This is a genomic window from Corynebacterium curieae, assembly GCF_027570035.1.
Classification (GTDB): Bacteria; Actinomycetota; Actinomycetes; order Mycobacteriales; family Mycobacteriaceae; genus Corynebacterium; species Corynebacterium curieae.
This window is the reverse complement of record NZ_JAKMUU010000013.1, coordinates 1-23,089: the sequence shown is the minus strand read 5'-3', so window position 1 is coordinate 23,089 and position 23,089 is coordinate 1. Positions and strand designations below refer to the sequence as shown.

Below are 23,089 nucleotides of genomic sequence, written 5' to 3'. Positions count from 1 at the left end.
CCCGGATCAGCGGTCCGAAAAGTGCAGAGACAGGTTGGCCTTGGGTAATCGAGTTGGTGGTTACGTAAGCAAACTCGCCAGGGCGGTCGGCCAGGAGGTCTTTTGCCTTTGCATGCCAGCCGGTGACGTAGTCCAAATAGCCGTCGAAGTCATCACCCCACACAGCTTTCAGCTCGACACGTTGCTGCTTGGACTTAGTCTGGTGCCCGATAAATGGAGGGTTGCCGAAGATATAGGTCTTGGTAGCAGAAGCTGGGAGTATGTCTGTCCAATCAAGATGCAGGGCGTTGCCGTGGACAATGTGGGCGGTAGTCTTAATCGGCAACCGCTCAGGAGGCCTACCCACAGCATTCGCCAGTTCTTTATTTGCTTGGTGATCAACCAAAAACATGGCGGTCTCGGCAATCTTTGCAGGCCACCAATTCAGCTCAAAGCCGTAGAACTGGTCAATGGATAGCTTCTGCTCCCATTCAATATTCAACGACATGCCCGTTTCACCGCGGCGCTGGCGGATTGCGACAATCACGTCTGTTTCAATCTGGCGCAATTCCCGGTACGCCAGCAGCAGGAAGTTGCCGGAGCCGCAGGCCGGGTCACAGAAGACCAGCTCGGAAAGGGAGTCGCGGAAGCGCTCCAACGCGGCCACCGACGTCGACGGAGACGACACCAGCTTGTCTGCCTCTGCTCGAAGCTCGTCTAGGAAAAGCGGGCCGATGGTCTTCATGATGTTGGCTTTGGATGTGTAGTGCTCGCCGTCGCTGCGGCGAGCTTCCTTCGACTTAACCAACTGGAACAAAGAACCAAAAACGGAGACATCGATAGTCGACCAATCGAAGTCACAGGCAGCAAGCAATGCTTCGCGCATCTGGTAGTCGAAGTACTCTGAGGCCAACGGCTCGGCAAACAACGCACCATTGACATAAGGGAGTTTCGCCAATGTAGACGGCAAACGCTTAGGCCGTTTCTCCGGGGCAGTATTAAGAACGCTAAATAGCTCATTGAGCTGTGGGCCTAGTGATTCTGGAGTGGTTTCATTGCGCACAAAGTCCGCAAACAAATGCGGAGTATCCCAGAGCCCCGCGTCATCACCGAAAAGAAGGAAGAGGATTCGGGTGAGGTAGATAGAGGTGCGCATGACGCGCTCGTCTTCTTCTTCCGGCGTGGTGGGTGCCTCATCGCCCACTGCCTCGTCTACGTCGTCGCCGTTCATCGCACGGAAGAGTTCCACCATCAGGCGGGAGGCTTCCAGAGAAGCTTTTTCTTCCTCCCGGTAAGCGGAGGTTTCGTAGTCGGCGAGGAAGGCGAGCTGTTCGACGTGTTCGTCAATCTCCTCTAAGGGGAACGTAATATCCCAGTCGGCGCTATCGCCTACATAGTTGCGGTTAAGACGGGTGACCCGCAGGGTCTCGAAGTTGGAGCAGACAACATAGGCCGGCATGTGCGAGTTCGCGATAGTACCGCCCAGCAGATAATCGAGGGCCTGGGCGTGGGCGTCGTCGAGCGGGACGCCGAGGGACTTGGCCTCACCTATAACCTTGCCGGGCATGAACATGTCAATCTTGCCGGTGCGCCCCGTCGAGGCACGTTTTGCACTGCGCTGGTACAAGTACAGGTCGCGGGCGTTGACGCCGAAGCAGTCGAGCAGGTCTCCCCAGAACTGTTGGTCGTGACTCGACTCAGTCGCAGGCCGGTTTTCCGCCTTCCACTGTTCAATGTGGGCAAGCCACCGGAGTTTGAATTCGGTGAGGTTGTGGCGAATGGTAGCGCGGTCGAAAACAGTCGTAGGGGCCATAACCACTAAGCATATAAGCCCATGAGCTACCTGCCCGCCAAGGCAGGCGCTTTGGGCCACTTCTCTACCGCGGGGAACTGTGAATAGCCTTCGGAAGATGCAGTACATAGGCCATTCACCCTGATATTTCGCCTAGTGTTCCGTCTTTCCACCCACACTTGCACAACTACAGGAGCAGCAATCAGAACAATGCTGAGGAGGGGGCGTCGGCAAGCGCTGCTCATAGCAACGCTATGTTGGCGCCTTCTTGGGTCTTTGGCGGCATACAGGCAACAACCCCCGCCTCCCTGCATGGCATGCATGCTGTGGGGAGCGGGGGTTGTTGGTACTTGACTTAAGAGCGAATACTAGTTAACGCGGCCGGTTTCCTTGCGGTACTTGCGGTAGTAGCGGCGGCCGTAGTGGACGGTGCCTACTGCGGCGATGGCCACAATGACTAGGGCGATGATGCCGATGATCATGGTCAGGGTGTAGTCACCCTCGCCTGCGGTGCCCAGCGGGGTATCCCACACGCCAAGGCCCCAAATGATGATGCCGGCAGCCGGGAGGCAAGACAGGATCAGACCCATGCCCACCCAGGTGGAGGTGCGCAGGAGGGAAGAGTGAGGAGCACCGAAGGATACTGGATCGTAGCCCTCAATGTAGGTGTTCTGAATCTTGCCGGAGAACTCCGGGTAGGTCTCGCTGGCGTAGTCAGCGACTGCGTGGGTGTTATCGCTCATGGCGGAGTCTTTCTGTCTTTCTCTCGTTCCTAGTATTCCTACGGAATAACCTTAGCTTAGTCGTCCTTGCCACGGAAAGCAGCACGTGCACGTTCGCGGGTAACCGCGGAAACCGCGGTCAGCGGAACGCCGGCCGGGCAGACATCGGCGCACTCACCGTAGAGGGAGCAGTGGCCGAAGTTGGCTTCCAGGTCATCAACCATGTTGCGGGCACGGCGGCCACGCTCTTCCTTGCCCAGCGGCATGAGGGAGAGGTGCACCAGCTTTGCGCCGGTAAACAGGTGAGCCGCACCGTTCGGGCAGGCAGCAACGCAGGCACCGCAGCCAATGCAGGCAGCGTGGTCCAGCGAGTACTCGGAGGTCTCGTGGTTGATGTGCATGGTATCCGCATCCGGAGCGGTACCAGCGTCCATGGAGACATAGCCGCCCTGCTCCATCACGTGATCCAGGGCCGCACGGTCCACGATCATGTCCTTGATGACGGGATAGGCAGCGGAGCGGAAAGGCTCCAACTTGATCGTGTCACCATCGGTGAAGTTGAACAGGCGCTGCTGGCAGGCCGGGGTGTTCTGGCCAGGGCCGTGCGGGCGGCCATTGACGGTCAGGCCGCAGGTACCACAGATGCCCTCACGGCAGTCAGAGGCAAAGGCGAAGGGCTCTTCGCCGCGCTCAATGTAGCCCTCGTTGACGTGGTCCAACAGCTCCAGGATGGACATCTGCTCAGAGGCGTCATCCACCTGGACGGTCTCGAAGTGGCCTTCTTGGGTCGGTCCGGCTTGACGCCAGATCTCAAGTGTCAGTTTCATTACTTGTAGTTCCTTGTCATCAGCGGGATCGAATCAAAGTACAGCGGCTCGGCGTGGCGGATGAACTCGTTCTTATTAGCGCCCGCCTCCCATGCGGAAACAAAGCACCAGTTCTCATCATCGCGTTCTGCCTCGCCGTCTTCGGACAGGTGGTCCTCACGGAAGTGGGCGCCACAGGACTCATCGCGGTCCAAAGCGTCGACACACATGAGCTCGCCCAAGTCCAGGTAGTCGGCAACGCGCAGGCCGTATTCCAGGACCTGGTTCATGTCATTGGCCTCGCCCGGGATGCGGACATTAGCCCAGAAGTCCTCGCGCAGCTCGCGGATCTTGGTGATGGCGGCCTTGAGGTCTTCGACGTTACGGGACACGCCACAGCCGTGGTAGAGGATGTCACCCAGCTGGCGGTGGTAGTAGGACGGACCGTGCGGGTTATCGCCGCGCACGCCCATGAGGCGGTCGATGCGCTCCTGGGACTGTGCCAGGGTTGCCTGTGCCTCCGGGGAATCCTCCGCCAGCTTCTCCTCGTTGAGGTGGTCAGCCAGGTAGTTCGGGATGGTAAACGGCAGAGTGAACCAGCCGTCAACGGAAGCCGAAAGCAGAGAGTTAGCACCCAGGCGGTTAGCGCCGTGGTAGGTCCAGGAGCACTCACCGGCGGCAAAGAGGCCGTCGATGGAGGTCATCTCGTTGAAGTCGGTCCACAGGCCACCCATGGTGAAGTGGCAGGTCGGAGCGATGCGCATCGGGGTCTCGTAGGCGGACTCGCCGATGGCCTCTTCATACATCTCGATGAGGTTAGAGTAACGCTCGCGGATCTTATCCTTGCCCAGGCGCTCGATGGCGTCGCGGAAGTCCAGGTACACCGAGTTGTGCAGCGGGCCCACGCCCAGGCCGGCGTTGATCTGCTGGGAGATGGCGCGGGAAGCAACGTCACGCGGAACCAGGTTGCCGAATGCCGGGTAGCGGCGCTCCAGGAAGTAGTCGCGCTCTTCTTCCGGAATGGTATTCGGGTCGCGGTCGTCGCCCTCCTTCTTCGGGGACCAAATGCGGCCGTCGTTACGCAGGGACTCCGACATCAGGATGGTCTTGGACTGCCAATCGGAGTTGACCGGCAGGCCCGTCGGGTGGAACTGCACGAAGGCCGGGGAAGCCAGGTAGGCACCGCTGTCGTACGCACGCATCATGGCGCTGGCATTGGAGTTCTTAGCCAGGGTGGACATGTGGTAGACGTTGCCGTAGCCGCCGGTACCCAGCACAACTGCGTGTCCGGTGAAGGCCTTGAGCTCACCGGTGATCAGGTTGCGGGTAACGATGCCGCCGGCGCGCTTCTTGCCGTTGTCGTTGTAGACGATGATGTCCTGCAGGTCATTGTGGGCAAAGAGCTCCACGTTGCCCAGGCCAATCTGGCGGTAGAGCGCCGAGGTGGTGGACAGCTGCAGCTGCTGACCCGTTTGGCCACGGGTGTAGTAGGTGCGGGAGACCTGCACACCACCGAAGGAACGGGTAGCCAAGGTGCCGCCGTACTCGCGGGCGAATGGGGCGCCGATGGCGTTCATGTGGTCAATAACGCGCACGGACTCGTTTGCCAGGCGCCAGCAGTCGGACTCGCGGCAGCGGTAGTCGCCGCCCTTAACGGTGTCCTTGGTGTGGCGGTAGGTGGAGTCATTGTCCACCTTCTTGGCACGGGAGGCGTTAACGCCACCCTGCGCGGCGACGGAGTGCGCGCGGCGCGGGGAGTCGTGGTAGGTGAATACCTTTACCTTGTAGCCCAGCTCGCCCAATGCGGCCGCAGCGGAGCCGGCGGACAGGCCGGTACCAACCACGAGGACTTCAAACTTGCGGCGGTTCAACGGGGAAACCAGCTGCATGTGATCCTTTTGGTGGGACCACATATCCTTCATCGGCACGCCGTGCGGCTCGTTGGATTCTAGGATGTTGCCGGCGGATACGCCCGGAACGATGGACTGTGGATGCGAGAACTTGGGGTGCTCGCGCTTGAGTTCAGTATTAGTCATGGGTTTCTAACTCCTTTAGCTGACCAAGCCCAGGGCAACGGACAAAGGCATAACGATGTTGCCGATGCATACAACGGCCGGGATGACGTACGCCAGGATCAGGAAGGTCTGACGCCACTTCGCACCGGTGATACCCAGGTCAGAGGCAGCAAGGCGAATGCCGTGGGTGAGGTGCAGGAACAGGAAGCACATAGCGATCACGTACACGATGGTGACCGGCCAACGGCTGAAGGTGGCGATCATATTGGCCTTCACCGCACCCTCTGCAAAGGCATCAGGGGCGAAAGGCTGCACGCCCAGGGTCAGATCCAGCAGGTGGAAGATGATGAACAGCAGCAAGACGATGCCGGTGACCAGCATGGACTTGGTGGCGAAGGAATCAAGGCCGCCCATCAGGTTGCTGCGGCGGAACTTGCCGCGGGACGCCTTGGAGCGTGCGGTCAGGGCAAATGCGCCATAGATGTGGGCAAGGATGGCAACCAGCAGTACGGCGCGGATGATCCACAATGCGCCCTCATGCGGGAACAGTGGCTCGCCCATGGAGCGCAGGAATGCACCGTATTCATCTAGGGACTCTTCGCCGCCATTAGCCGGCAAGTACAGCTTCAGGTTGCCGGCCATGTGGCCAACGACGAAAAGCGCGAAGAGCAGGCCGGTAACGGCCATGATGAGCTTCAGAACCCAGGAGGGCACTCCCGGCTTCTGGCGGATTGGTTCGTTAGTAATGTGGCCGTGAGCTACTGCCTCACGGTCCGGATTTCTTAAAGTCATGACACCTCCATTGTCGCCCTCACTTTAACTGGGCTTAACCGCTGGTTACTAGTCAATTCCTGCGGTGTTTCGCCTAACGGTACGGCGGTACGGTTAAAGTCAGAATTCTCTTAGGCAAGGGTTGCCTTAGAACACCTGAAGCAAAACGTCGCTACCTTGGCCGCTCGGAATTCCGCAATATTGAAGTTGCGTAAATGTCCGCTTGATTGTGAACTTGGTCACTCAGTGTTACTAGAGTGACTCCCCCACCCCTTTATGTGTCAAACTTTCGCATGAAACCCACATGCTCCCCACAGACGGGTGAATATTCTTCGCAAGATCTTTGCGATTAGGGTGCACTCCCGCAAGCCACCCAGTAACCTTTCCGGCATGAGTAAGACGTATGTGGGCTCCCGCCTTCGCCAGCTCCGCCGTGAGCGAGATCTCAGCCAGGCCTCTCTTGCCACAACGCTGGGGCTCTCCGCCAGCTACGTCAACCAGATCGAACATGACGTCCGGCCGCTCACCGTCCCAGTCCTCCTCCGCATCACCGAGGTCTTCGGCGTAGACGCCACCTTCTTTTCCCGCGACGATGACTCCCGCCTGCTCGCCGAGATTCAAGACGTCATCCAAGATAAGGAACTGTGCCCCTCTCCCGTCGAGCTGCAAGAGCTCTCGGAGCTGGTCTATAACCACCCCACCGTGGCCCGCACGCTAGTGGATGTCCACCGCCGCTACCGCAATGTGCGCGATAAGCTTTCGCTGGCCACTGATACCCGCCGCACCACCGAGGCCACCCAGGCCCTATCCATGCCGCACGACGAGGTGCGCGACTTCTTCTACGCGCGCCAAAACTACTTGGACGATCTGGACCACCATGCGGAACAGCTTGCCGACGCCCTCTCGGTCACCCAATTCGGCATCCGCGACACCGAACACGCCCTCGCGCAGCGCCTGCGCGATCGCCACAACGTTGACATCCACATCACCTCGCAGATGGATGGCACGTTGCACAGCTTTGACCGCGAGACCGGCGAGTTCCGGCTCGCCTCACGCCTGAGCGAAGGCCAACGCGCCTTCCGCATGGCCGCGGAGCTGAGCTTTCTCGAGGCCGGCGACCGGATCTCCTCCTTGGTAAACGAGGAGCCCTTCACCTCGGATGCCTCGCGCAACCTGGCCCGGCGCGGATTGGCTAGCTATTTCGCCGCCGCCACCGTAATGCCCTATGCCTTGCTGCACTCCGAGGCCGAGCGCTCCGGCTACGACGTGGAGTACCTCTGCCAGGTCTTCGGCGTGGGCTATGAGTCCGTCGCCTCCCGCCTATCCACCCTGCAGCGCGATAACCTACGCGGGATTCCTTTTACCTTTGTCCGCGTCGGCCGCGCAGGAAACATGTCCAAGCGGCAATCCGCCACCGGCGTGCACTTTTCCAATAATGGTGGCACCTGCCCGCTGTGGAATGTCTACGAGACCTTCACCCAGCCCGGCATCATCTCCCGCCAGTTGGCGCAGATGCCCGACGGCCGCAATTACCTGTGGATCTCCCGCGCCGTCCAGCACCACCAGGGTCGCTTTGGCGATACCAATAAGCTCTTCGCCATTGGCCTAGGCTGCGAGGCTCGCCACGCCGACCGCACCGTCTACGCAGAGGGTCTCGACCTCAAAGATCTCTCCTCTGCTACCCCTATCGGCTCCGGTTGCCGCACTTGCCCGCGCGAAAACTGCGCACAGCGCGCCTTCCCGCCTATCAACGAGTTCATCAGCATCGACGCCCACCGCTCTGCCGTGGCGCCGTACTAACTCGGCCGCTAGGAGGAATGCGCAAAGAAAAGCGGCACCGCAGTCCGTCTCCCTCCGACGAGCGGAGGAACGGTGCGGTGCCTTGGAGTCGCCCTACGGGGGACGTCGGCAAGCAGCCCTGCTTAGAGGTTAATCATGTGGCCGCCGATGCCCTCGGCGGCTTCCTTCATGGCCTCAGAGAGAGTCGGGTGGGTGTGGACGTTGCGTCCGATTTCCTCGGCGGTGAGGTCAAAGCGCTGCGCCAAGGTCAGCTCCGGCAGCAGCTCGGAAACGTTGGAGCCCACCATGTGGCCGCCGATGAGCTCGCCGTACTCGCCGTCCGCAATGAGCTTGACAAAGCCCGCGGTCTCGTTGAGGCCGGCAGCCTTGCCATTAGCGGAGAACGGGAAGGTAGCGACCTTGATATCGCGGTCCGCGAACTTCTCCTTGGCGGCCTCCTCGGTGTAGCCGAAGGAAGCGACCTGTGGGTTGCAGAAGGTAGCGCGCGGCATGTTCATGTAATCGCCCAAAAGCTGGGTCTCCACGCCGGCGATGGTTTCTGCGGCAACAACGCCCTGTGCCTCAGCAACGTGGGCGAGCTGCAGCTTCGCGGTAACGTCACCGATGGCGTAGATGTGGTCCACGTTGGTGCGCATGGTGTCATCGATGGCGATAGCGCCGCGCTCGGTGAGCTCAACGCCGGTGTTCTCCAGGCCAAAGCCCTCGACGCGCGGGGCGAAGCCGATGGAAATCATGGCGCGATCAACGGTGAGGGTGTCCTGCTTGGAGCCGTCCTTGGATTCGACCTCAACGGTGACGTCATCGCCATTGTCCTTCACGGAGGTGGTCTTGTAGCCGGTCAGCAGCTTGACGCCCAGCTTCTTGTATTCCTTAGCAATGGCCTTGGAAACATCCTTGTCCTCGTTCGGCAGGACGCGGTCCATGAACTCCACGATGGTGACGTCCACGCCGTAGTTTGCCAGCACGTAGGCGAACTCCATGCCGATGGCGCCGGCGCCGACGATAACCATGGACTTCGGGGCCTCATCGTTGAGGATTTGCTCCTCGTAGGAGACGATGTTGCCGCCCAGCTCCACGCCCGGCAGGGACTTAACCACGGAACCGGTAGCGATGATGCAGTCATCGAAGGTGACGGTCTTGCCCTTGTCATCGCCCTCGGTGATTTCAATGGTCTTATCGTCCTTGAAGGAGCCCAGACCGTTGATCTCGGTGATCTTATTCTTCTTCATCAGGTAATGAACGCCCTTGACGATGCCCGCGGAAACCTTGCGGGAACGCTTGTGGGCAGCACCGAAGTCAAAGGAGACATCGCCGGAGATGCCAAAGTCCTTCGCCTCATGGTTGAAGGTGTGGGCAACCTCAGCGTTCTTCAGCAGCGCCTTGGAAGGGATGCAACCTACGTTGAGGCAGACACCGCCCCAGTACTGCTTCTCGATTACGGCAACTTTCTTACCAAGCTGAGCTGCACGGATGGCGGCCACGTAGCCGCCAGGGCCCGCGCCGAGTACTACTACGTCATAATGTTCATTAGTCACGTTCTAAAGGATACGTAACTTTCCCCTCCATGTCGCGCATTGGGTCACACTCCGTTGCCCGAGTACCCCACGCTTCGGGGGGCAAAACGCACAAAGGCCCTGCACGGTGGCGTCGGCAAGCGCGCGACGCTCCCAAGCAGGGCCGTGTACTCGGCGTATTAGAACAGGCCGAGAGCCAGTGCGGCGGTGGAGGACATGGAGGAGCCTGCGTGCAGGAACTGGCCCAGAACTTCGTTGATGGCCACGAGGATGGAATCGAAAACGTTCATAGTGCTTCTTTCTGTATTTTTACTTGCCGGGGGCGAGGGATGGGGCCGCGGATTGACCCACATTAATCACACGCTTTGTACTAACGGAGATTGTAGCGCCGCCGTTACATGCGCGCTGCGTTCAGAATTATGACACACAAACCACATGCGTCACAGGTTTTGCTACATTAAAAGAACAATAAAGGCATAGAGTCTTGCTAACACTCCCGCTTTGCGGAACGATACCTACTGAGAAGATTCTCTTAACTCGAGGAAGTTAAATATGCATACTTTGCGCTCTTTCGGCTCCAGCGTCGCAGGCATCGCCATTGCGGCCGGGGTCTTGTCCGCCCCCATCGCCTCCGCCGTTGAACCGGCCGAAATCCAGGGCGATGCCACCCCGTCCACCATCCGCGAGGTAAACCTCACCGACCCTGCGGACGCGGAAAACATTAACTACGCCATCACCACCGAAGGTGACAAGCGCGTGGTGGATATTGCCGGGTTGAAGGACAAGGATAAGTGGAAGGGCTATGCCTTTGGCCATAAGAGCAAGGCCGGCAACCACTACGGCGACCACGTCAAGGTCATGACCGCAACGTCTGCCGCCATGGGCGGCCGCGAGGTTCCGCTTGCGGTCATCACCCCGGACGGCAACTTTGATAAAAAGCGCCCCACCTTGTACCTGCTCAACGGTGCCGGTGGCGCCGAGCAGGGCATGGACTGGATCACCGCCACTGCTAACAGCGACGTCAACCCCGAGCAAGAGGGTATGCAGGACATGGTGGACTTCTACACGTCCAAGGACGTCAATGTGGTCATCCCGCAGGCCGGCGCCTTCTCTTACTACACCGACTGGGTAGACACCCCGAATAATGGCTACCTCAAAGGCCCGCAGAAGTGGGAAACCTTCCTCACTAAGGAACTGCCGAGCGCATTGGAATCTCGAATCGGCGGCAACGGCAAGCGCGGCATCGCCGGCATGTCCATGTCCGCTACCTCTTCCCTGCTGCTAGCAGAGCATAATCCGGGCTTCTACAACGCCGTGGGCTCCTTCTCCGGCTGCGCCGCAACCTCCCGCCCACTGCCGCGCCTGTACACCCAGCTGACCGTCAACCGTGGCGGTGGCTCGGCCGATCAGATGTGGGGCGCTATGGGCAGCGAGTACAACGTGTTCAACGATGCACTGGTCAACGCTAACCCGAATAACCTGGGCAAATCCGAGACCTACGTCTCCGTGAACAGTGGCTTGGGCGGAGCCAATGACTGGGGCGTTCCGGGATCCTCCACGCTGCTGGTTGAAGGCGGCGTCATCGAGGCCGCAATGAGCTCCTGCACCCATGACCTCAAGGCCAAGATGGATTCCCAGGGCATGAAGGCGGACTGGAACTTCCGCAATACCGGCACCCATTCCTGGCCAGGCTGGCGCAATGACATCTTCTCCTCGTGGAAGACCTTCGAGCGCGGCTTTGCCAAGGACGCTGCCGAGGCACCGGCCGCACCGGCGGTAGAGGCTAATGAGCTTTCCGTTGATGCACCGCAGGCGGAGCAAGATGCGCAGGTCAAGGATGCCCTGAGCGCCGCTGAGCAGTCCCCGGATAAGGACTTTGTCGAGGGCATGGGCGCTGAAGGTACCGAGGCTGCTGGAGCCCCAGAGGCCGTCGGCGCTGCGGAATAAGTGGCGCGGAAGTATAATCAGCGAGTTCATTAACTACAGGAAAGAAGCACTATGAAGCGTCTTAGCTCCATCCTTGCCGCCACCGCCGTGTGTGCAGGCTTGGCTTGCGCCCCAATCGCGGGTGCCGCACAGCTCACCCCACAGCAGGTAGCAGGCAACGCCGCCCAGTCCACCCTGGCCCCGCTGGAGGCCACCCCAGAACTAGAGCAGCAGACCTGGTACCAGAAGTACAAGGACGATCCGCGCGTCGAAAAGCTGCAGGCCACCTCCCCGGCTATGAACGGCCGCAAGATTCCGCTGGCCGTCATTCGCGCGACGGATGAGAACCGCCCGACCATCTACCTGCTCAATGGCGCAGGTGGCGCGGAGCAGGACATGGACTGGCTGAAGCTTTCCGACGCCGTTGATTTCTACCACTCCAAGAACGTCAACGTGGTTATCCCGCAGGCCGGTGCTTTCTCCTACTACACCGACTGGGTCTCCGAGCCGAACTCCCAGTACCTCAAGGGGCCACAGAAGTGGGAAACCTTCCTTACCAAGGAACTGCCGGGCACCATCGAGGGCCATATCAAGGCCGATAACCACCGTGCCATCGCGGGCATGTCCATGTCCGCCACGTCCTCCCTGCTCTTGGCGGAGCACAACCAAGGCTTCTATGATGCCGTCGGTTCCTACGCCGGCTGCGCAGCTACCGCCTACCCGGTAGAGCACAAGGCCGTTGAGCTCACCGTCAACCGCGGCGGCGCTACCACGGAGCAGATGTGGGGACCGTTCGGCTCCCCTACCAACCGCTATAACGATGCCATGATGAACCACGAGAAGCTGCGCGGCACGGAGCTGTACATCTCTTCCGGTTCCGGCCTGGCCGGCAAGGAGGATACCTTCTCCTATCACGTGGCTAAGGGCTATAACCCTACAGTTGCTGCTTTGGGATCTACTCAGTTGCAGGTTGAGGGCGGCGCCATCGAGGCTGGTGTGAACTACTGCACCCACAACTTCAAGGCCAAGCTGGACCAGGCTGGCATCCCGGCAACCTATATCTTCCGCAATACCGGCACCCACTCTTGGCCACACTGGATTGCGGACCTCAAGGACTCCTGGCCGGTTTTCGAGCGCGCTTTCAATAAATAAGCTCGTTTCTTTCCGCGGCTGAAAGGGCGGTAGGCTTGCAGCATTATGAAGTTGCTTCCTACCGCCCTTTCGCGTACCCACACTGACCCATATACCGGCGTGGATTTTAACCTCGGTTTTGAGGTTTCCCACTACACGCTGGATCTGACCTACCGCGTGGAGCCCAACCTGCTCCAAGGCGAGGCTACTTTGGCTATCCGGGCCGACGAGGATTTAACGTCCCTGACCCTAGACCTGGGTGGGGCGATGGTGGCCCGGCGCGTGACCGCAAAGGGCGCACCGCGGGTGGCTAAGTTCCGCCAGTCTTCCGGCAAGCTGCGCTTGCGTTTTGCTGAGGAGATTGCCGCCGGTACGGAATTTGAGCTGGTCATTCGCTATGGCGGCAGCCCGCGGCCGATCCGCACCACCTGGGGCGAGATTGGCTGGGAAGAAACCGAGTCCGGCTCGCTGGTGGCCAGCCAGCCCAATGGCGCGCCCAGCTGGTTCCCCTGCGACGATACGCCTTCTGCCAAGGCACTCTATGACATCATCATTACGGCCGATGATCCCTTCATCGTGGTATCTAATGGGGACCTTGTCTCCCGCCGGGCGGGCAGCTCCACCACGCGCTGGCACTACCGCACCCGCGAGCCCATGGCCACCTACCTGGCGACGGTCCAGGTAGGTGAGTTCTCTAATTTCAATTTGGGGCCTTCCACGCGCGCCTGGGCGCCGGCCGAGCTGCGCGAGCGCGTGCTGGATGAGTTTGCCCAGCAGCAGGAAATGGTGGACTTCTTTTCCTCCATTTACGGCCCTTACCCGTTTGCGGATTACCAGGTGGTCATCACGGAAGATGAGCTGGAAATACCGCTGGAGGCGCAGGGCCTGTCCATCTTTGGCTCCAATCATATTAAGGGCGACCACGCCTTCGAGCGCCTTATTGCGCATGAGCTTTCGCACCAATGGTTCGGCAATTCCGTGGGTCTGAGCGAGTGGAAGGATATCTGGCTCAACGAGGGCTATGCCTGCTACAGCGAGTGGCTCTGGGCCGAGCACAAGGGCGAGACCACCGCGCACGAGGCAGCGCGTTCCCACTACCACGTCTTGGGACGCAAGGCACAGGACCTCACCGTTTCCGATCCGGGTGCGCGCGATATGTTCGATGACCGCGTGTACAAGCGCGGCGCCTTGACCGTGCACGCCATTCACCGCTTGCTTGGCGATGCCTTCTTTACCACCCTCCGCAGCTACCTCACCAAACACCAGCATTCGGTGGTGGAGCCTTTCATATTGTTGGATGCCTTCCGCGCCGCCGCTCCTGACGCCGCGCTTTTCGACGCCACCGTAGACGCCTGGCTCAACCAAAAGGCCCTTCCTTCCTTCCCGAGTTAGTGGTTTTGGCCCCGTTTCGCGGGGTTTAGTCTGCGTTTGTTTGGGGAATGTCTAATCTATTGACCAATTGCTTCTTTCCTGTTGACGGGGTGTTTTATCTGGGTAGAATAGAACACGTAAACGAAAAGGAAGGGAGGGATCATGCAGACCACCAAGCATGCGGAGATAGACTCCGCCATCGCGCAGGTTGCCACTGGACTCACCCAGCTGCGCAGTCTCATGCAGGATCCTTCCGATCTATCTTTTGAGCTTCTTCACCCCCATTTCGAACACCTGGAGAGAGCCCTAGGAAATAAGTCCACCATCGACGCCGCCTTTGCTTTCATTGCAGAGCGCGATGACGCCGGCCGCCGCGTAGGCTCTTCCAAGGCCAAGGACTACCTGACCACGCGTCTAGGCCTTACCGATGCCGAGGCCGCCGCCCGCCTGCGCAATGGCAAGAACCTCTTCGCACCTATCCCCGATCCGGAGCCCACTCCTCCTGCGGACCCCGAGGCCGATGACGCCGCACGCGCGAAGGCCGAAGAGGAAGCCCGCCGCCGCGCCGACCGCGAGCGCCGCGAGGAGGAAAAGCGCCGCAAGAAGCTCTTTGAGGAAGAACCCGTCCCCGAGCGCATCCTCAACCTCATCGAGAACGAACTGCGCAGCCTCAGCAAGTACGCCATCCCCGGCCCGAGCGAGCTGCGCAACCAGGCTCTCGAGCAGGCCAAGCGTCGCTCCTTCGATTCCCTGCGCGAGTGGCTGCGCAAGGCCATCCGCAAGGCGAATAAGCACGCCCTCAACCCAGCCGGCGAGCCCGATCCACACGCCGCTACCCGCAAGCGCCGCTTTAGCATCTCCCACCAAGATGCCGACGGCGGCGTGCATATCTCCGGATACCTGGACGCATCTGCGGCCGCCATCCTCGCCAGCACCTTTGCTCCCGCGAAGAATAAGGGCAGCGCGGATCTCAGCGCAGAGGATGATACCCGCACCTATGCCCAGCGCATGGCGGACCAATTAACCGCCGCCCTGTCGAGCTACCTTTCCGCCACCCAAAAGAACTCCGACGGCCTCGGTTCCTTCTTCGTCGCCACCACATTGGAAGAACTGGAGGCAATGGGCGGCGATACCCGCTTCGCCACCAGCACCGGCATCGAGCTCACCCCACTGGACCTCCTCCGCCTCGGCGGTGCACAGCACGATTTCTTCTGCGCCGTGGATGAGAAGGGCTTTCCACTCGAGCTTGGCCGCACCAAGCGCACCGCTTCCCTCTGGCAAAAACTCGCCCTCGCGGCCTCCGAGCTCGTCTGCACCCACCCCGAGTGCCACCGCCCTTGGCAGGATTGCGACGTCCACCACCTCCAAGCCTGGTCCCACGGCGGTGCCACCGACCTCAAGAACCTCACCCTGTTGTGCCGCCGGCACCACGTGGACAATAACGACTACCGCGATGGCCGCAACGGAATGGGACACGCCGAACGGGATCCCGTCACTGGCCGGGTGGGCTACCGCGCCGCCCACACCGGCGGCCTATCGCCCACCGTGGAGGTCAACAAACACCCCGCCGCGGAACAAGCCCCGGCCCGCAGGCTCACGGATCCGCCCTCGCCACCTCCGTCACCACCGGGTGCGGCCTAACCGTGCCCCCGGCCTGCCACAGCCGCACGTCCGACTGCCCTACACTGGATAACCATGCAAACGATGCTCGTCACTGGCGGCGCCGGTTTTATCGGCGCCAATTTCGTGCGCCTAATGTGCCAGGCGCGCCCCGATACCCGCGTTACGGTGCTGGACAAGCTCACTTACGCCGGAAACCGCGCCAACCTCGCCGGGCTGGATATCAACTTCGTGGAGGGCGATATCGCCGATCCCGCAACAGTGGAACCGCTCGTCGCCGCCGCCGATGCTGTCGTTCACTTCGCCGCCGAATCCCATAACGACAATTCTTTGCGGGATCCCTCGCCCTTCCTTTACACGAACGTCGTGGGCACATTCACCCTCCTAGAGGCCTGCCGGAAGCACGATACCCGCTTCCACCATGTCTCTACCGACGAGGTTTTCGGCGACCTCGAGATTGGGGCGGACACCAAATTTAGCGAGCACACCGCCTACGCTCCCTCCAGCCCGTATTCGGCAACCAAGGCGGGTTCTGACCACCTCGTGCGCGCATGGGTGCGTTCCTTCGGGCTGCGCGCCACCATCTCGAACTGCTCCAATAATTACGGGCCGTACCAGCACATCGAGAAGTTCATCCCCCGCCAAATCACCAATATCCTCTCCGGACACGCCCCCAAGCTCTACGGCACCGGCGAGCAGGTGCGCGATTGGATCCACGTCGATGACCACAACGACGCAGTGCTCGCCATCCTCGAGCGCGGCCGGATTGGTGAGACCTACAATATCGGGGCGGACCAGAAAGATATTAATAATAAGCAGGTCATCGAGCTTATCTGCGAGATCATGGGCCACACCCGCGATGGACGCGCCCTCTATGAGCACGTGGCGGACCGCCCCGGCCACGATCAGCGTTATGCCATGGACGCCACCAAGCTGCGCCGCGAACTGGGATGGACCCCGCGGTTCACGGATATCCGCGCCGGACTCGAGGACACCATCGAGTGGTACCGCGATAACGAAGACTGGTGGAAGCCCGAGAAAGAAGACGTGGAAGCCCGCTACAAGCAGCAAGGACAGTAAATATGCGCACAACTGAAACCGCCATCCCGGGACTGCTCATTATCGAACTCGACGTACACGGGGACAACCGCGGCTGGTTCAAGGAGAATTGGCAGCGCGAAAAACTCACCGAGCTCACGCCCGAACTCGCAAGCTTCCAGCCGGTGCAGAACAATATCTCTTTTAATCACGCCGGTGCTACGCGCGGCCTGCACGCCGAACCGTGGGACAAGCTGGTCTCGGTAGCGCAGGGCAAGATCTTCGGCGCGTGGTGCGATTTGCGCGAGGGCTCGGAAAGCTTTGGCGAGGTCGTCACCCACGAGGTGGGGCCGGAGACTGCGGTGTTTGTGCCGCGGGGCGTCGCCAATGGCTTTCAGGCGCTGGAGGAAACCTCGTACTGTTACCTGGTCAATGAGCATTGGTCGGCCGAGGCGCGCTATTCCGCGGTGAACCTCAACATCGTGGACTGGCCGCTGGAGCCCACCGAGATTTCGGAGAAGGACAAGCAGCACCCCGCCCTCAAAGACGTGAGCCCGATGCCCGCCCGCCGCATCCTTGTCACGGGCGCGAATGGTCAGCTGGGGCGGGCTCTCAAGCGCTTGCTTTCCGACGCCGAATTTTGCCCCCACGCCGAATTCGACATCACCAACCCACCAGAACGGAACTGGAAGCAGTACTCCGCCATCATTAACTGCGCGGCGTATAACGACGTCAACGGCGCCGAAAGCGACCGCGCTGCCGCCTGGGCCGTCAACGCGGAAGGGCCTGCAAAGCTGGCGCGCATCGCCGCGGAAAACCAGCTCACGCTGGTGCACGTCTCGAGCGACTATATCTTCGATGGCGCTAACGAGGTCCACGCCGAGGAGGAGCTACCGTCGCCATTGAGTGCGTACGGGGCGTCGAAAGCCGCGGGCGATACCGCCGCGCAGACCGCGCCGCAGCACTACGTCATCCGCACCTCGTGGGTGTTTGGCGAGGGCGAGAATTTCATGTCCACCATGCGCCGGCTGGCCAATAAGGGCGTGGAGCCGAAGGTCATCCATGACCAGCGCGGGCGGCCCACGTTTGCTGAGGATCTTGCCAAAGGCATCGTGCACCTGCTCAATTCCGGCGCGGAGTACGGCGTGTATAACCTCTCGAATTCGGGCGATACCGTGGGCCGCGATGAGATTGCCATGGCCGTATTCATCGGGCTCGGCCACGATCCGGCCGAGGTCACGCCGGTGAGCACCGAGCAGTACCGCGACATCGCGGGGACCGAGGCGCCGCGCCCCAAGGAATCGACGTTCGCGCTGGATAAAATCGAAGCCACTGGGTTCAAGCCACAGAATTGGCGCGCGGCGCTTGCCCTGTACCTAGCGCTGTACCCGGAGGACTAAATGAGAGGCATCATCTTAGCCGGCGGTTCCGGCACGCGGCTCTATCCGATTACCAAGGGCATCTCGAAGCAGCTCATGCCCATTTATGACAAGCCGATGATCTACTACCCGCTGACCACGCTCATCCAGGCGGGAATTCGGGAGATCCTCATCATTACCACCCCGGAGGATGCGGAGGCCTTCCAGCGGCTCTTTGGTGATGGCTCGCAGCTCGGGCTGATGATCGATTACGCGGTCCAGCCGCGGCCGGAGGGGCTCGCGCAGGCCTTCTTGATTGGCGAGGATTTCATTGGCGATGACAGCGTCGCGCTGGTACTCGGCGATAATATCTTCCACGGCTTCGGCGGCGAGCTCGCCCAGTGCCAGGATCCGGAAGGCGGCATCATCTTTGCCTACGAGGTCTCGGATCCGCAGCGCTACGGCGTGGTGGAATTCGACGCCGCAGGCCATGCGCTCAGCATCGAGGAAAAGCCGGAGGTCCCGCGGTCTAACCACGCGGTGGTGGGCTTGTACTTTTATGACAACTCCGTGGTGGAGATAGCCAAAGGCATCGAACCCAGCGGCCGCGGCGAACTGGAGATCACGGCGGTAAACGAGGAGTACCTGCGCCGCGGCGAGCTGAATGTCCAGCGGCTGCACCGCGGCAGCGTGTGGCTCGATACGGGAACGGTGGACTCGATGAGCGAGGCCTCTGCCTACGTCGAGGTACTGCAAAAGCGCACCGGAATCGTTATCGGCTCGCCCGAGGTCGCCGCCTTCGAAGCCGGCTTCATCGACCGCGCCCAACTAGAAGCACTCGCCGAGCCTTTGCTCAAGTCCGGCTACGGCGAGTACCTGCGGGCGTTTTAGAGGCTAGTAGCCGCGCTCGATGTATTCGTCGATGCGCGCGGCCTCTGCGCCCACCGTGGTGGCGTCGCCATGCCCTGGTAGGACCTTGGTGTCCTCGGGCAGGGTGAAGACGACGTTCTTCAGCGACTCGATGATCACATCGAAGTCGGAGTACTTGCGGCCGGTGGCGCCTGGGCCGCCGTTGAAGAGCGTATCGCCCGATAGCAGCGTCTCGCCCACGTGCAGCACCACGCAGCCCGGCGAGTGGCCCGGGGTGTGGTAGACCGTGATCTTCTCGCCGCCGATATCGAATTGGCCGCGGTCCGCCAATGGCGTATACGGAGCATCGCCATTGGATTCCTGCCACAGCATGTCATCGTCTGGGTGCAGGTAGACCTCGGTGTCGAAGCGCTTGGCGGCCTCGGGGGCGAGCTCGCAGTGATCATTGTGCCCGTGGGTCAAAAGGATGCCCTCCACGCGGCGATCTCCTACGAGCTCTGCTACCGCATCCAAATCGTGAGAGGGGTCCACCACGTAGACGCTGGAGTCATCGCCCACGACGTAGACGTTATTATCCACATCCCACTCGCCGCCATCGAGGCGGAACTTGCCAGAGGTAACGGTGCTATCAATGCGCATTAGAACTCCACCACCGAACGCAGAACCTTGCCGGACTTCATGGTGGTAAAGGCCTGCTCGACGTCGTCAAGCGCAATGCGCTCGGAGACGAACTTATCCAGCGGGAAATTGCCGGCCTTAGACAGCGCCACATAAGCGGGGAAATCGCGCTCTGGGAGGCAATCGCCGTACCACGCGGGCTTAATGGAACCGCCGCGGCCGTAGAGGTCGATGGCCGGGATATCCACATGGTCGGTGAGGTTCGGCACGCCCACCATGACCATGCGGCCGGCGTGGTCGCGGGAGTAGAAGGCCTGGCGCCAGGTGGGCTGGATGCCCACGGCGTCGATAGACACGTCGGTGCCGAAGCCGCCGGTGAGCTCGCGCACGGCGTCAATGACTTCCTGCTCCGAGAGATCCTTGGAGCAGATGGTATCGGTCGCGCCGAATTCGCGGGCGGTCTCCAGCTTGGACTCGTCGATATCCACGGCGATGATCTTCGCCGCGCTCGCCAGCTTGGCGCCCGCAATGGCCGCCATGCCGACGCCGCCGCAGCCAAAGACAGCGACGGACTCGCCGAGCTGGATGTCACCGGTATTCACGGCAGCGCCGAGGCCCGCCATGATGCCGCAGCCCAGCAGGCCAGCGGCAGCCGGGTCGGTGTCTTCCACCTTGGTGCACTGGCCCTCGTGGACCAGGGTCTTCTCTGCAAAAGAACCGATACCCAGGGCGGGGGTGAGCTCGGTGCCGTCCTCGAGGGTCATCTTCTTGGAGGCGTTGTGCGTATTAAAGCAGTACTTTGGCTCGCCCTTCTTGCAGGCGCGGCACTCGCCGCACACGGCGCGCCAGTTCAAAATGACAAAGTCGCCTTCCTCCACGTGGGTAACCGCAGAACCTACGGTTTCCACCACGCCTGCGGCCTCGTGGCCGAGCAGGAAGGGGAAGGCGTCTTCGATATCGCCATCGCGGTAAGCAAGGTCGGTGTGGCATACGCCGCAAGCCTGCACGCGCACGATGACGTCATTGGGGCCGGGGTCAGGAACGACAATTTTGACGGCTTCGACTTCCGCGCCCTTAGAACGGGCAATAACAGCTTTTACAGTCATGCGCCCGAGCGTACCGATATTTTCAAAACCGGCGCATTACTGAAAACCTTTTTTAGGAGCGGGCAATGACGTTAGCCGTATGCTCATGGCCGCGCTGGTTCATGTGGATGGGCAGGTTGCCGTCGCCTGCGGTGAAGTCCACCAGACCAGCCCACATGCGCTGGTTTGCATCGGCGCACATGCCGTTATTGCGGGTGGAAGGCTTCATATCCAAGAACTGCACGCCGGTGCGCGCCGCCAGATCCACCTGCATCCACTGGGCCTTATTCTCAAAGTCCTGAATGGCCGGCAGGAAGGTGGAATCGGCCGGGTGCGGGCCGAAGTGGAATAGGCAGTAGTACGGGCCGGAACCGATGGTGGGATAACCCACGATCTGAATGCGCGCATTCGGAGCGGCGCGCTTGATGCGCTCGATCTGCGGCGCAGTGTGCTCCACGAACTGCTTGCGAATCTGCGGCAGGTTGAGGTCGCGGTGATTGTAGGTGTCATTAAAACCAGTGGTGATGACCACGCGGTTAGTGGCCGGGGTCAGCGCGCCAGTGCGCAGGGCCGTATCCACCTGCTGGAAAATCTGCGGACCAGGGGACATGGACACGGTGCCGGAACAGGAGAAGTCCCGCACGGGAAGGCGCAGCTTCGCGCCCGCGCGCTTGGCGTAGTTATTGGAGGTCGGGCAGTCTACGCCAACGCCCTTAGAGCGGTCATAGCGGTGGGCAAAATAGGAGCCAGCATCTGGATCCGCAAGGACGGAATCACCGAAGGCTACTAGGTTGCGCTCCGCGGCAGTGGCCTGCGGCGCGGCCACTGCACCCAGCACGGTCAGCGCGGAAGCCACCACGGAGAGAACTTTCAGCTGCAGAGATTTCATGAGATCCTTTTCTAGAAACACCAGTAACTTCAGATAACTGTAGTCACCTCTGTAACATATTTCGAGTTGGCGGCAACACCGCCCGCCTCTCTCACGATATCGTCCATGGTTATCTTTTCGTTATCTTCGCTAATTTGGAGCTTTCCCGATCGTGAATTTTTCTGATTTCACATTCCACGCTGCAGCCCTCGGCCGGTTCGTGCCGGCGCTTCTCAACGCCGGACTCGTCAGCCACCAAGGCGGCGCGAAGGCCCAGATCAATCTCCTGCCGAACCTGGCCCGCTACCGCTTCACCACCGCGCGCGAGATCGAACAGGGCTACCTTGCCTGCCCGGAGCGCTTGGCGCTTATCGACGACGACGGCACCCTCACCTACCGCCAGCTGCGCACCCACACGCAGGGCTTCGCCCGCTACCTCCGCTCGCTGGACCTGCCCGAGATTCGCCTCGGCGTCATGGCGCGCAACGGCCGCGGCATCATCATTCCGCTCGGCGCCAAGGGCTATGTGGGCGCTTCTATTTACCTGCTCAACGTGGGCTCCTCCCCGGAGCAGCTGGCCGGCTGCATTGAGGAAAACGGCATCAATGTGCTCGTCGTGGATGATGAATTCATCGACCGCGTGGACACCGATATCCCGGTCATCATCGCGCACGATACTGGGGCAAGCGATCTACCGAAGCTGGACAAGATTGTAAAGAACCCACCGGCCGTGGAGCTGCCGCGCTTCCCCAAGCACGGCTCAATCGTGCTCATGTCCTCCGGCACCACCGGCATTCCGAAGGGCATTGTGCGGCCGGAGCCGGCCCTGCCGGTGGTGCTGGCTTCCATCGTGGATACGATTCCGTGGCGCGCCGACCAGCGCCTACAGCTCACCGCCTCCATTTTTCACACCTGGGGCTGGGCCTGCATCAATATCGCGCTGGGCCTGCGCAATACCATCGTCACCCGCCGCGTATTCGACGCGAAGCAGGTGCTTGACGACGTCCAGCGCTACCGCCTCGATGGCATGATTTCCTCCCCCATCTTTTTCAAGCGACTGGTGGAGCGGGACCCAGCCGGCGAGTTTGATACCTCGAGCCTGAAATTCATCGCCTCGGCCGGCAATGCGCTGACCCCGGAGGTGGTCAAGGAGACCAATGAGCGCTTCGGCGCCATCCTGTGCAACGTGTATGGATCCACCGAGCTCGCGCTCGCGACGACCGCCACCATGGATCAGGTGGCCGCCAACCCCACCATCGCCGGGCGCGTGGCCTCCGGCACGAAGCTGCGCATCCTCGACAAGGAGGGACACCCGGTTCCGCGCGGCGAGGTGGGAGAGATTTACCTGACCAACTCCACCGCAATGACCGGCTATACCAACCCGAACCTGCGGCTCAATAAGGTGGACGGTCTCATCTCTATTGGAGACTTGGGCTACATCGACGAGCACGACTTCCTGCACGTGGTCGGCCGCGCCGATGACATGATCATCGTCGGCGGCGAAAACGTCCACCCGCAGTCCGTCACCGAGGTTCTCGAGGCCATGCCCGGCATCCACGAGGTGCATGCTGGCGGCGTAGAGGATAGCGAGACCTTCCAGCGCATCGCCGTGTGGGCGGTGCCTACTGCCGACGCCGCCGGAAAGGCCCTCACCGCCGACGCCATCCGCGACTGGGTCCGCACCAAGCTCGCCGATCACTCCGTGCCACGCGACGTACACTTCCTGGCCAAGCTCCCGCGCAACGCCACCGGCAAGGTGGTCCCGCGCCTGCTTAATAACGACAGCGAGGCTTAGCGCACCTCCC

Annotated in this window: 18 protein-coding genes; 9 read left to right on the top strand and 9 right to left on the bottom strand. The window is 61.0% G+C overall.

Going from position 1 to position 23,089, the window contains the following annotated elements:
* From L8V01_RS11550 to L8V01_RS11530, 5 genes are all read right to left on the bottom strand, one after another.
* Window positions 1-1,792: DNA methyltransferase (locus tag L8V01_RS11550; RefSeq protein WP_269947154.1), on the bottom strand; the 1,792-nt coding region annotated here is incomplete at its 3' end.
* 347 nt (window positions 1,793-2,139) lie between these two features.
* Window positions 2,140-2,514, bottom strand: a complete 375-nt coding sequence (locus L8V01_RS11545) for a hypothetical protein (protein WP_269947153.1) — start codon at window positions 2,512-2,514, stop codon at window positions 2,140-2,142.
* Between the two features lie 56 nt (window positions 2,515-2,570).
* Entirely contained in the window at window positions 2,571-3,320 is a 750-nt protein-coding gene (locus L8V01_RS11540) for a succinate dehydrogenase/fumarate reductase iron-sulfur subunit (RefSeq protein ID WP_198492427.1), read from the bottom strand.
* Entirely contained in the window at window positions 3,320-5,335 is a 2,016-nt protein-coding gene (locus L8V01_RS11535; protein WP_269947152.1) for a fumarate reductase/succinate dehydrogenase flavoprotein subunit, read from the bottom strand. Before L8V01_RS11535 ends, L8V01_RS11540 begins: the two co-directional genes overlap by 1 nt.
* 15 nt (window positions 5,336-5,350) lie before the next feature.
* Complete coding sequence (locus tag L8V01_RS11530) at window positions 5,351-6,106, bottom strand: succinate dehydrogenase cytochrome b subunit (RefSeq protein WP_269947151.1); 756 nt, start codon at window positions 6,104-6,106, stop codon at window positions 5,351-5,353.
* A gap of 369 nt (window positions 6,107-6,475) precedes the next feature.
* Between L8V01_RS11530 and ramB the strand changes: the two genes are divergently transcribed.
* Window positions 6,476-7,885, top strand: coding sequence for an acetate metabolism transcriptional regulator RamB (gene ramB, locus L8V01_RS11525; protein WP_269947150.1), 1,410 nt, complete (start codon window positions 6,476-6,478; stop codon window positions 7,883-7,885).
* 122 nt (window positions 7,886-8,007) lie between these two features.
* Here the strand turns inward: ramB and lpdA are convergent, their stop codons facing one another.
* Window positions 8,008-9,420: a dihydrolipoyl dehydrogenase gene (gene lpdA / locus L8V01_RS11520; RefSeq protein WP_269947149.1), complete on the bottom strand. Its 1,413-nt coding sequence runs from the start codon at window positions 9,418-9,420 to the stop codon at window positions 8,008-8,010.
* A gap of 531 nt (window positions 9,421-9,951) precedes the next feature.
* Here lpdA and L8V01_RS11515 point away from each other — a divergent pair.
* The 7 genes from L8V01_RS11515 (at window position 9,952) to rfbA (ending at window position 18,734) form a co-directional block, all read left to right on the top strand.
* On the top strand, window positions 9,952-11,346 hold the full coding sequence (locus tag L8V01_RS11515) for an alpha/beta hydrolase (RefSeq protein ID WP_269947148.1): 1,395 nt from the start codon (window positions 9,952-9,954) through the stop codon (window positions 11,344-11,346).
* A gap of 51 nt (window positions 11,347-11,397) precedes the next feature.
* Entirely contained in the window at window positions 11,398-12,477 is a 1,080-nt protein-coding gene (locus tag L8V01_RS11510; protein WP_269947147.1) for an alpha/beta hydrolase, read from the top strand.
* A 45-nt stretch (window positions 12,478-12,522) separates the two neighbouring features.
* On the top strand, window positions 12,523-13,848 hold the full coding sequence (locus L8V01_RS11505; protein ID WP_269947146.1) for a M1 family metallopeptidase: 1,326 nt from the start codon (window positions 12,523-12,525) through the stop codon (window positions 13,846-13,848).
* Window positions 13,849-13,989: 141 nt separating this feature from the next.
* Window positions 13,990-15,468, top strand: a complete 1,479-nt coding sequence (locus L8V01_RS11500) for an HNH endonuclease signature motif containing protein (RefSeq protein ID WP_269947145.1) — start codon at window positions 13,990-13,992, stop codon at window positions 15,466-15,468.
* 63 nt (window positions 15,469-15,531) lie between these two features.
* Window positions 15,532-16,527: a dTDP-glucose 4,6-dehydratase gene (rfbB, locus tag L8V01_RS11495; RefSeq protein ID WP_269947155.1), complete on the top strand. Its 996-nt coding sequence runs from the start codon at window positions 15,532-15,534 to the stop codon at window positions 16,525-16,527.
* Window positions 16,528-16,529: 2 nt separating this feature from the next.
* Window positions 16,530-17,885 (top strand): sugar nucleotide-binding protein, encoded by a 1,356-nt coding sequence (locus L8V01_RS11490; RefSeq protein WP_269947144.1) that lies wholly within the window; start codon window positions 16,530-16,532, stop codon window positions 17,883-17,885.
* Complete coding sequence (gene rfbA, locus L8V01_RS11485; RefSeq protein ID WP_269947143.1) at window positions 17,886-18,734, top strand: glucose-1-phosphate thymidylyltransferase RfbA; 849 nt, start codon at window positions 17,886-17,888, stop codon at window positions 18,732-18,734.
* A gap of 3 nt (window positions 18,735-18,737) precedes the next feature.
* On the opposite strand, the gene L8V01_RS11480 is transcribed toward rfbA, so the two are convergent.
* The 3 genes from L8V01_RS11480 to L8V01_RS11470 are packed head-to-tail and all read right to left on the bottom strand — an operon-like array spanning window position 18,738 to window position 21,305.
* The gene (locus tag L8V01_RS11480) at window positions 18,738-19,352 is read right to left on the bottom strand and encodes an MBL fold metallo-hydrolase (protein ID WP_269947142.1); all 615 of its coding nucleotides are present in this window, start codon (window positions 19,350-19,352) and stop codon (window positions 18,738-18,740) included.
* On the bottom strand, window positions 19,352-20,437 hold the full coding sequence (locus L8V01_RS11475) for an S-(hydroxymethyl)mycothiol dehydrogenase (RefSeq protein ID WP_269947141.1): 1,086 nt from the start codon (window positions 20,435-20,437) through the stop codon (window positions 19,352-19,354). Before L8V01_RS11475 ends, L8V01_RS11480 begins: the two co-directional genes overlap by 1 nt.
* Before the next feature lie 52 nt (window positions 20,438-20,489).
* Window positions 20,490-21,305: a GDSL-type esterase/lipase family protein gene (locus L8V01_RS11470; protein WP_269947140.1), complete on the bottom strand. Its 816-nt coding sequence runs from the start codon at window positions 21,303-21,305 to the stop codon at window positions 20,490-20,492.
* Between the two features lie 151 nt (window positions 21,306-21,456).
* On the opposite strand from L8V01_RS11470, the gene L8V01_RS11465 reads away from it, so the two are divergent.
* Window positions 21,457-23,079, top strand: a complete 1,623-nt coding sequence (locus tag L8V01_RS11465; RefSeq protein ID WP_269947139.1) for an AMP-binding protein — start codon at window positions 21,457-21,459, stop codon at window positions 23,077-23,079.
* The last annotated feature ends 10 nt before the right edge of the window (window positions 23,080-23,089 follow it).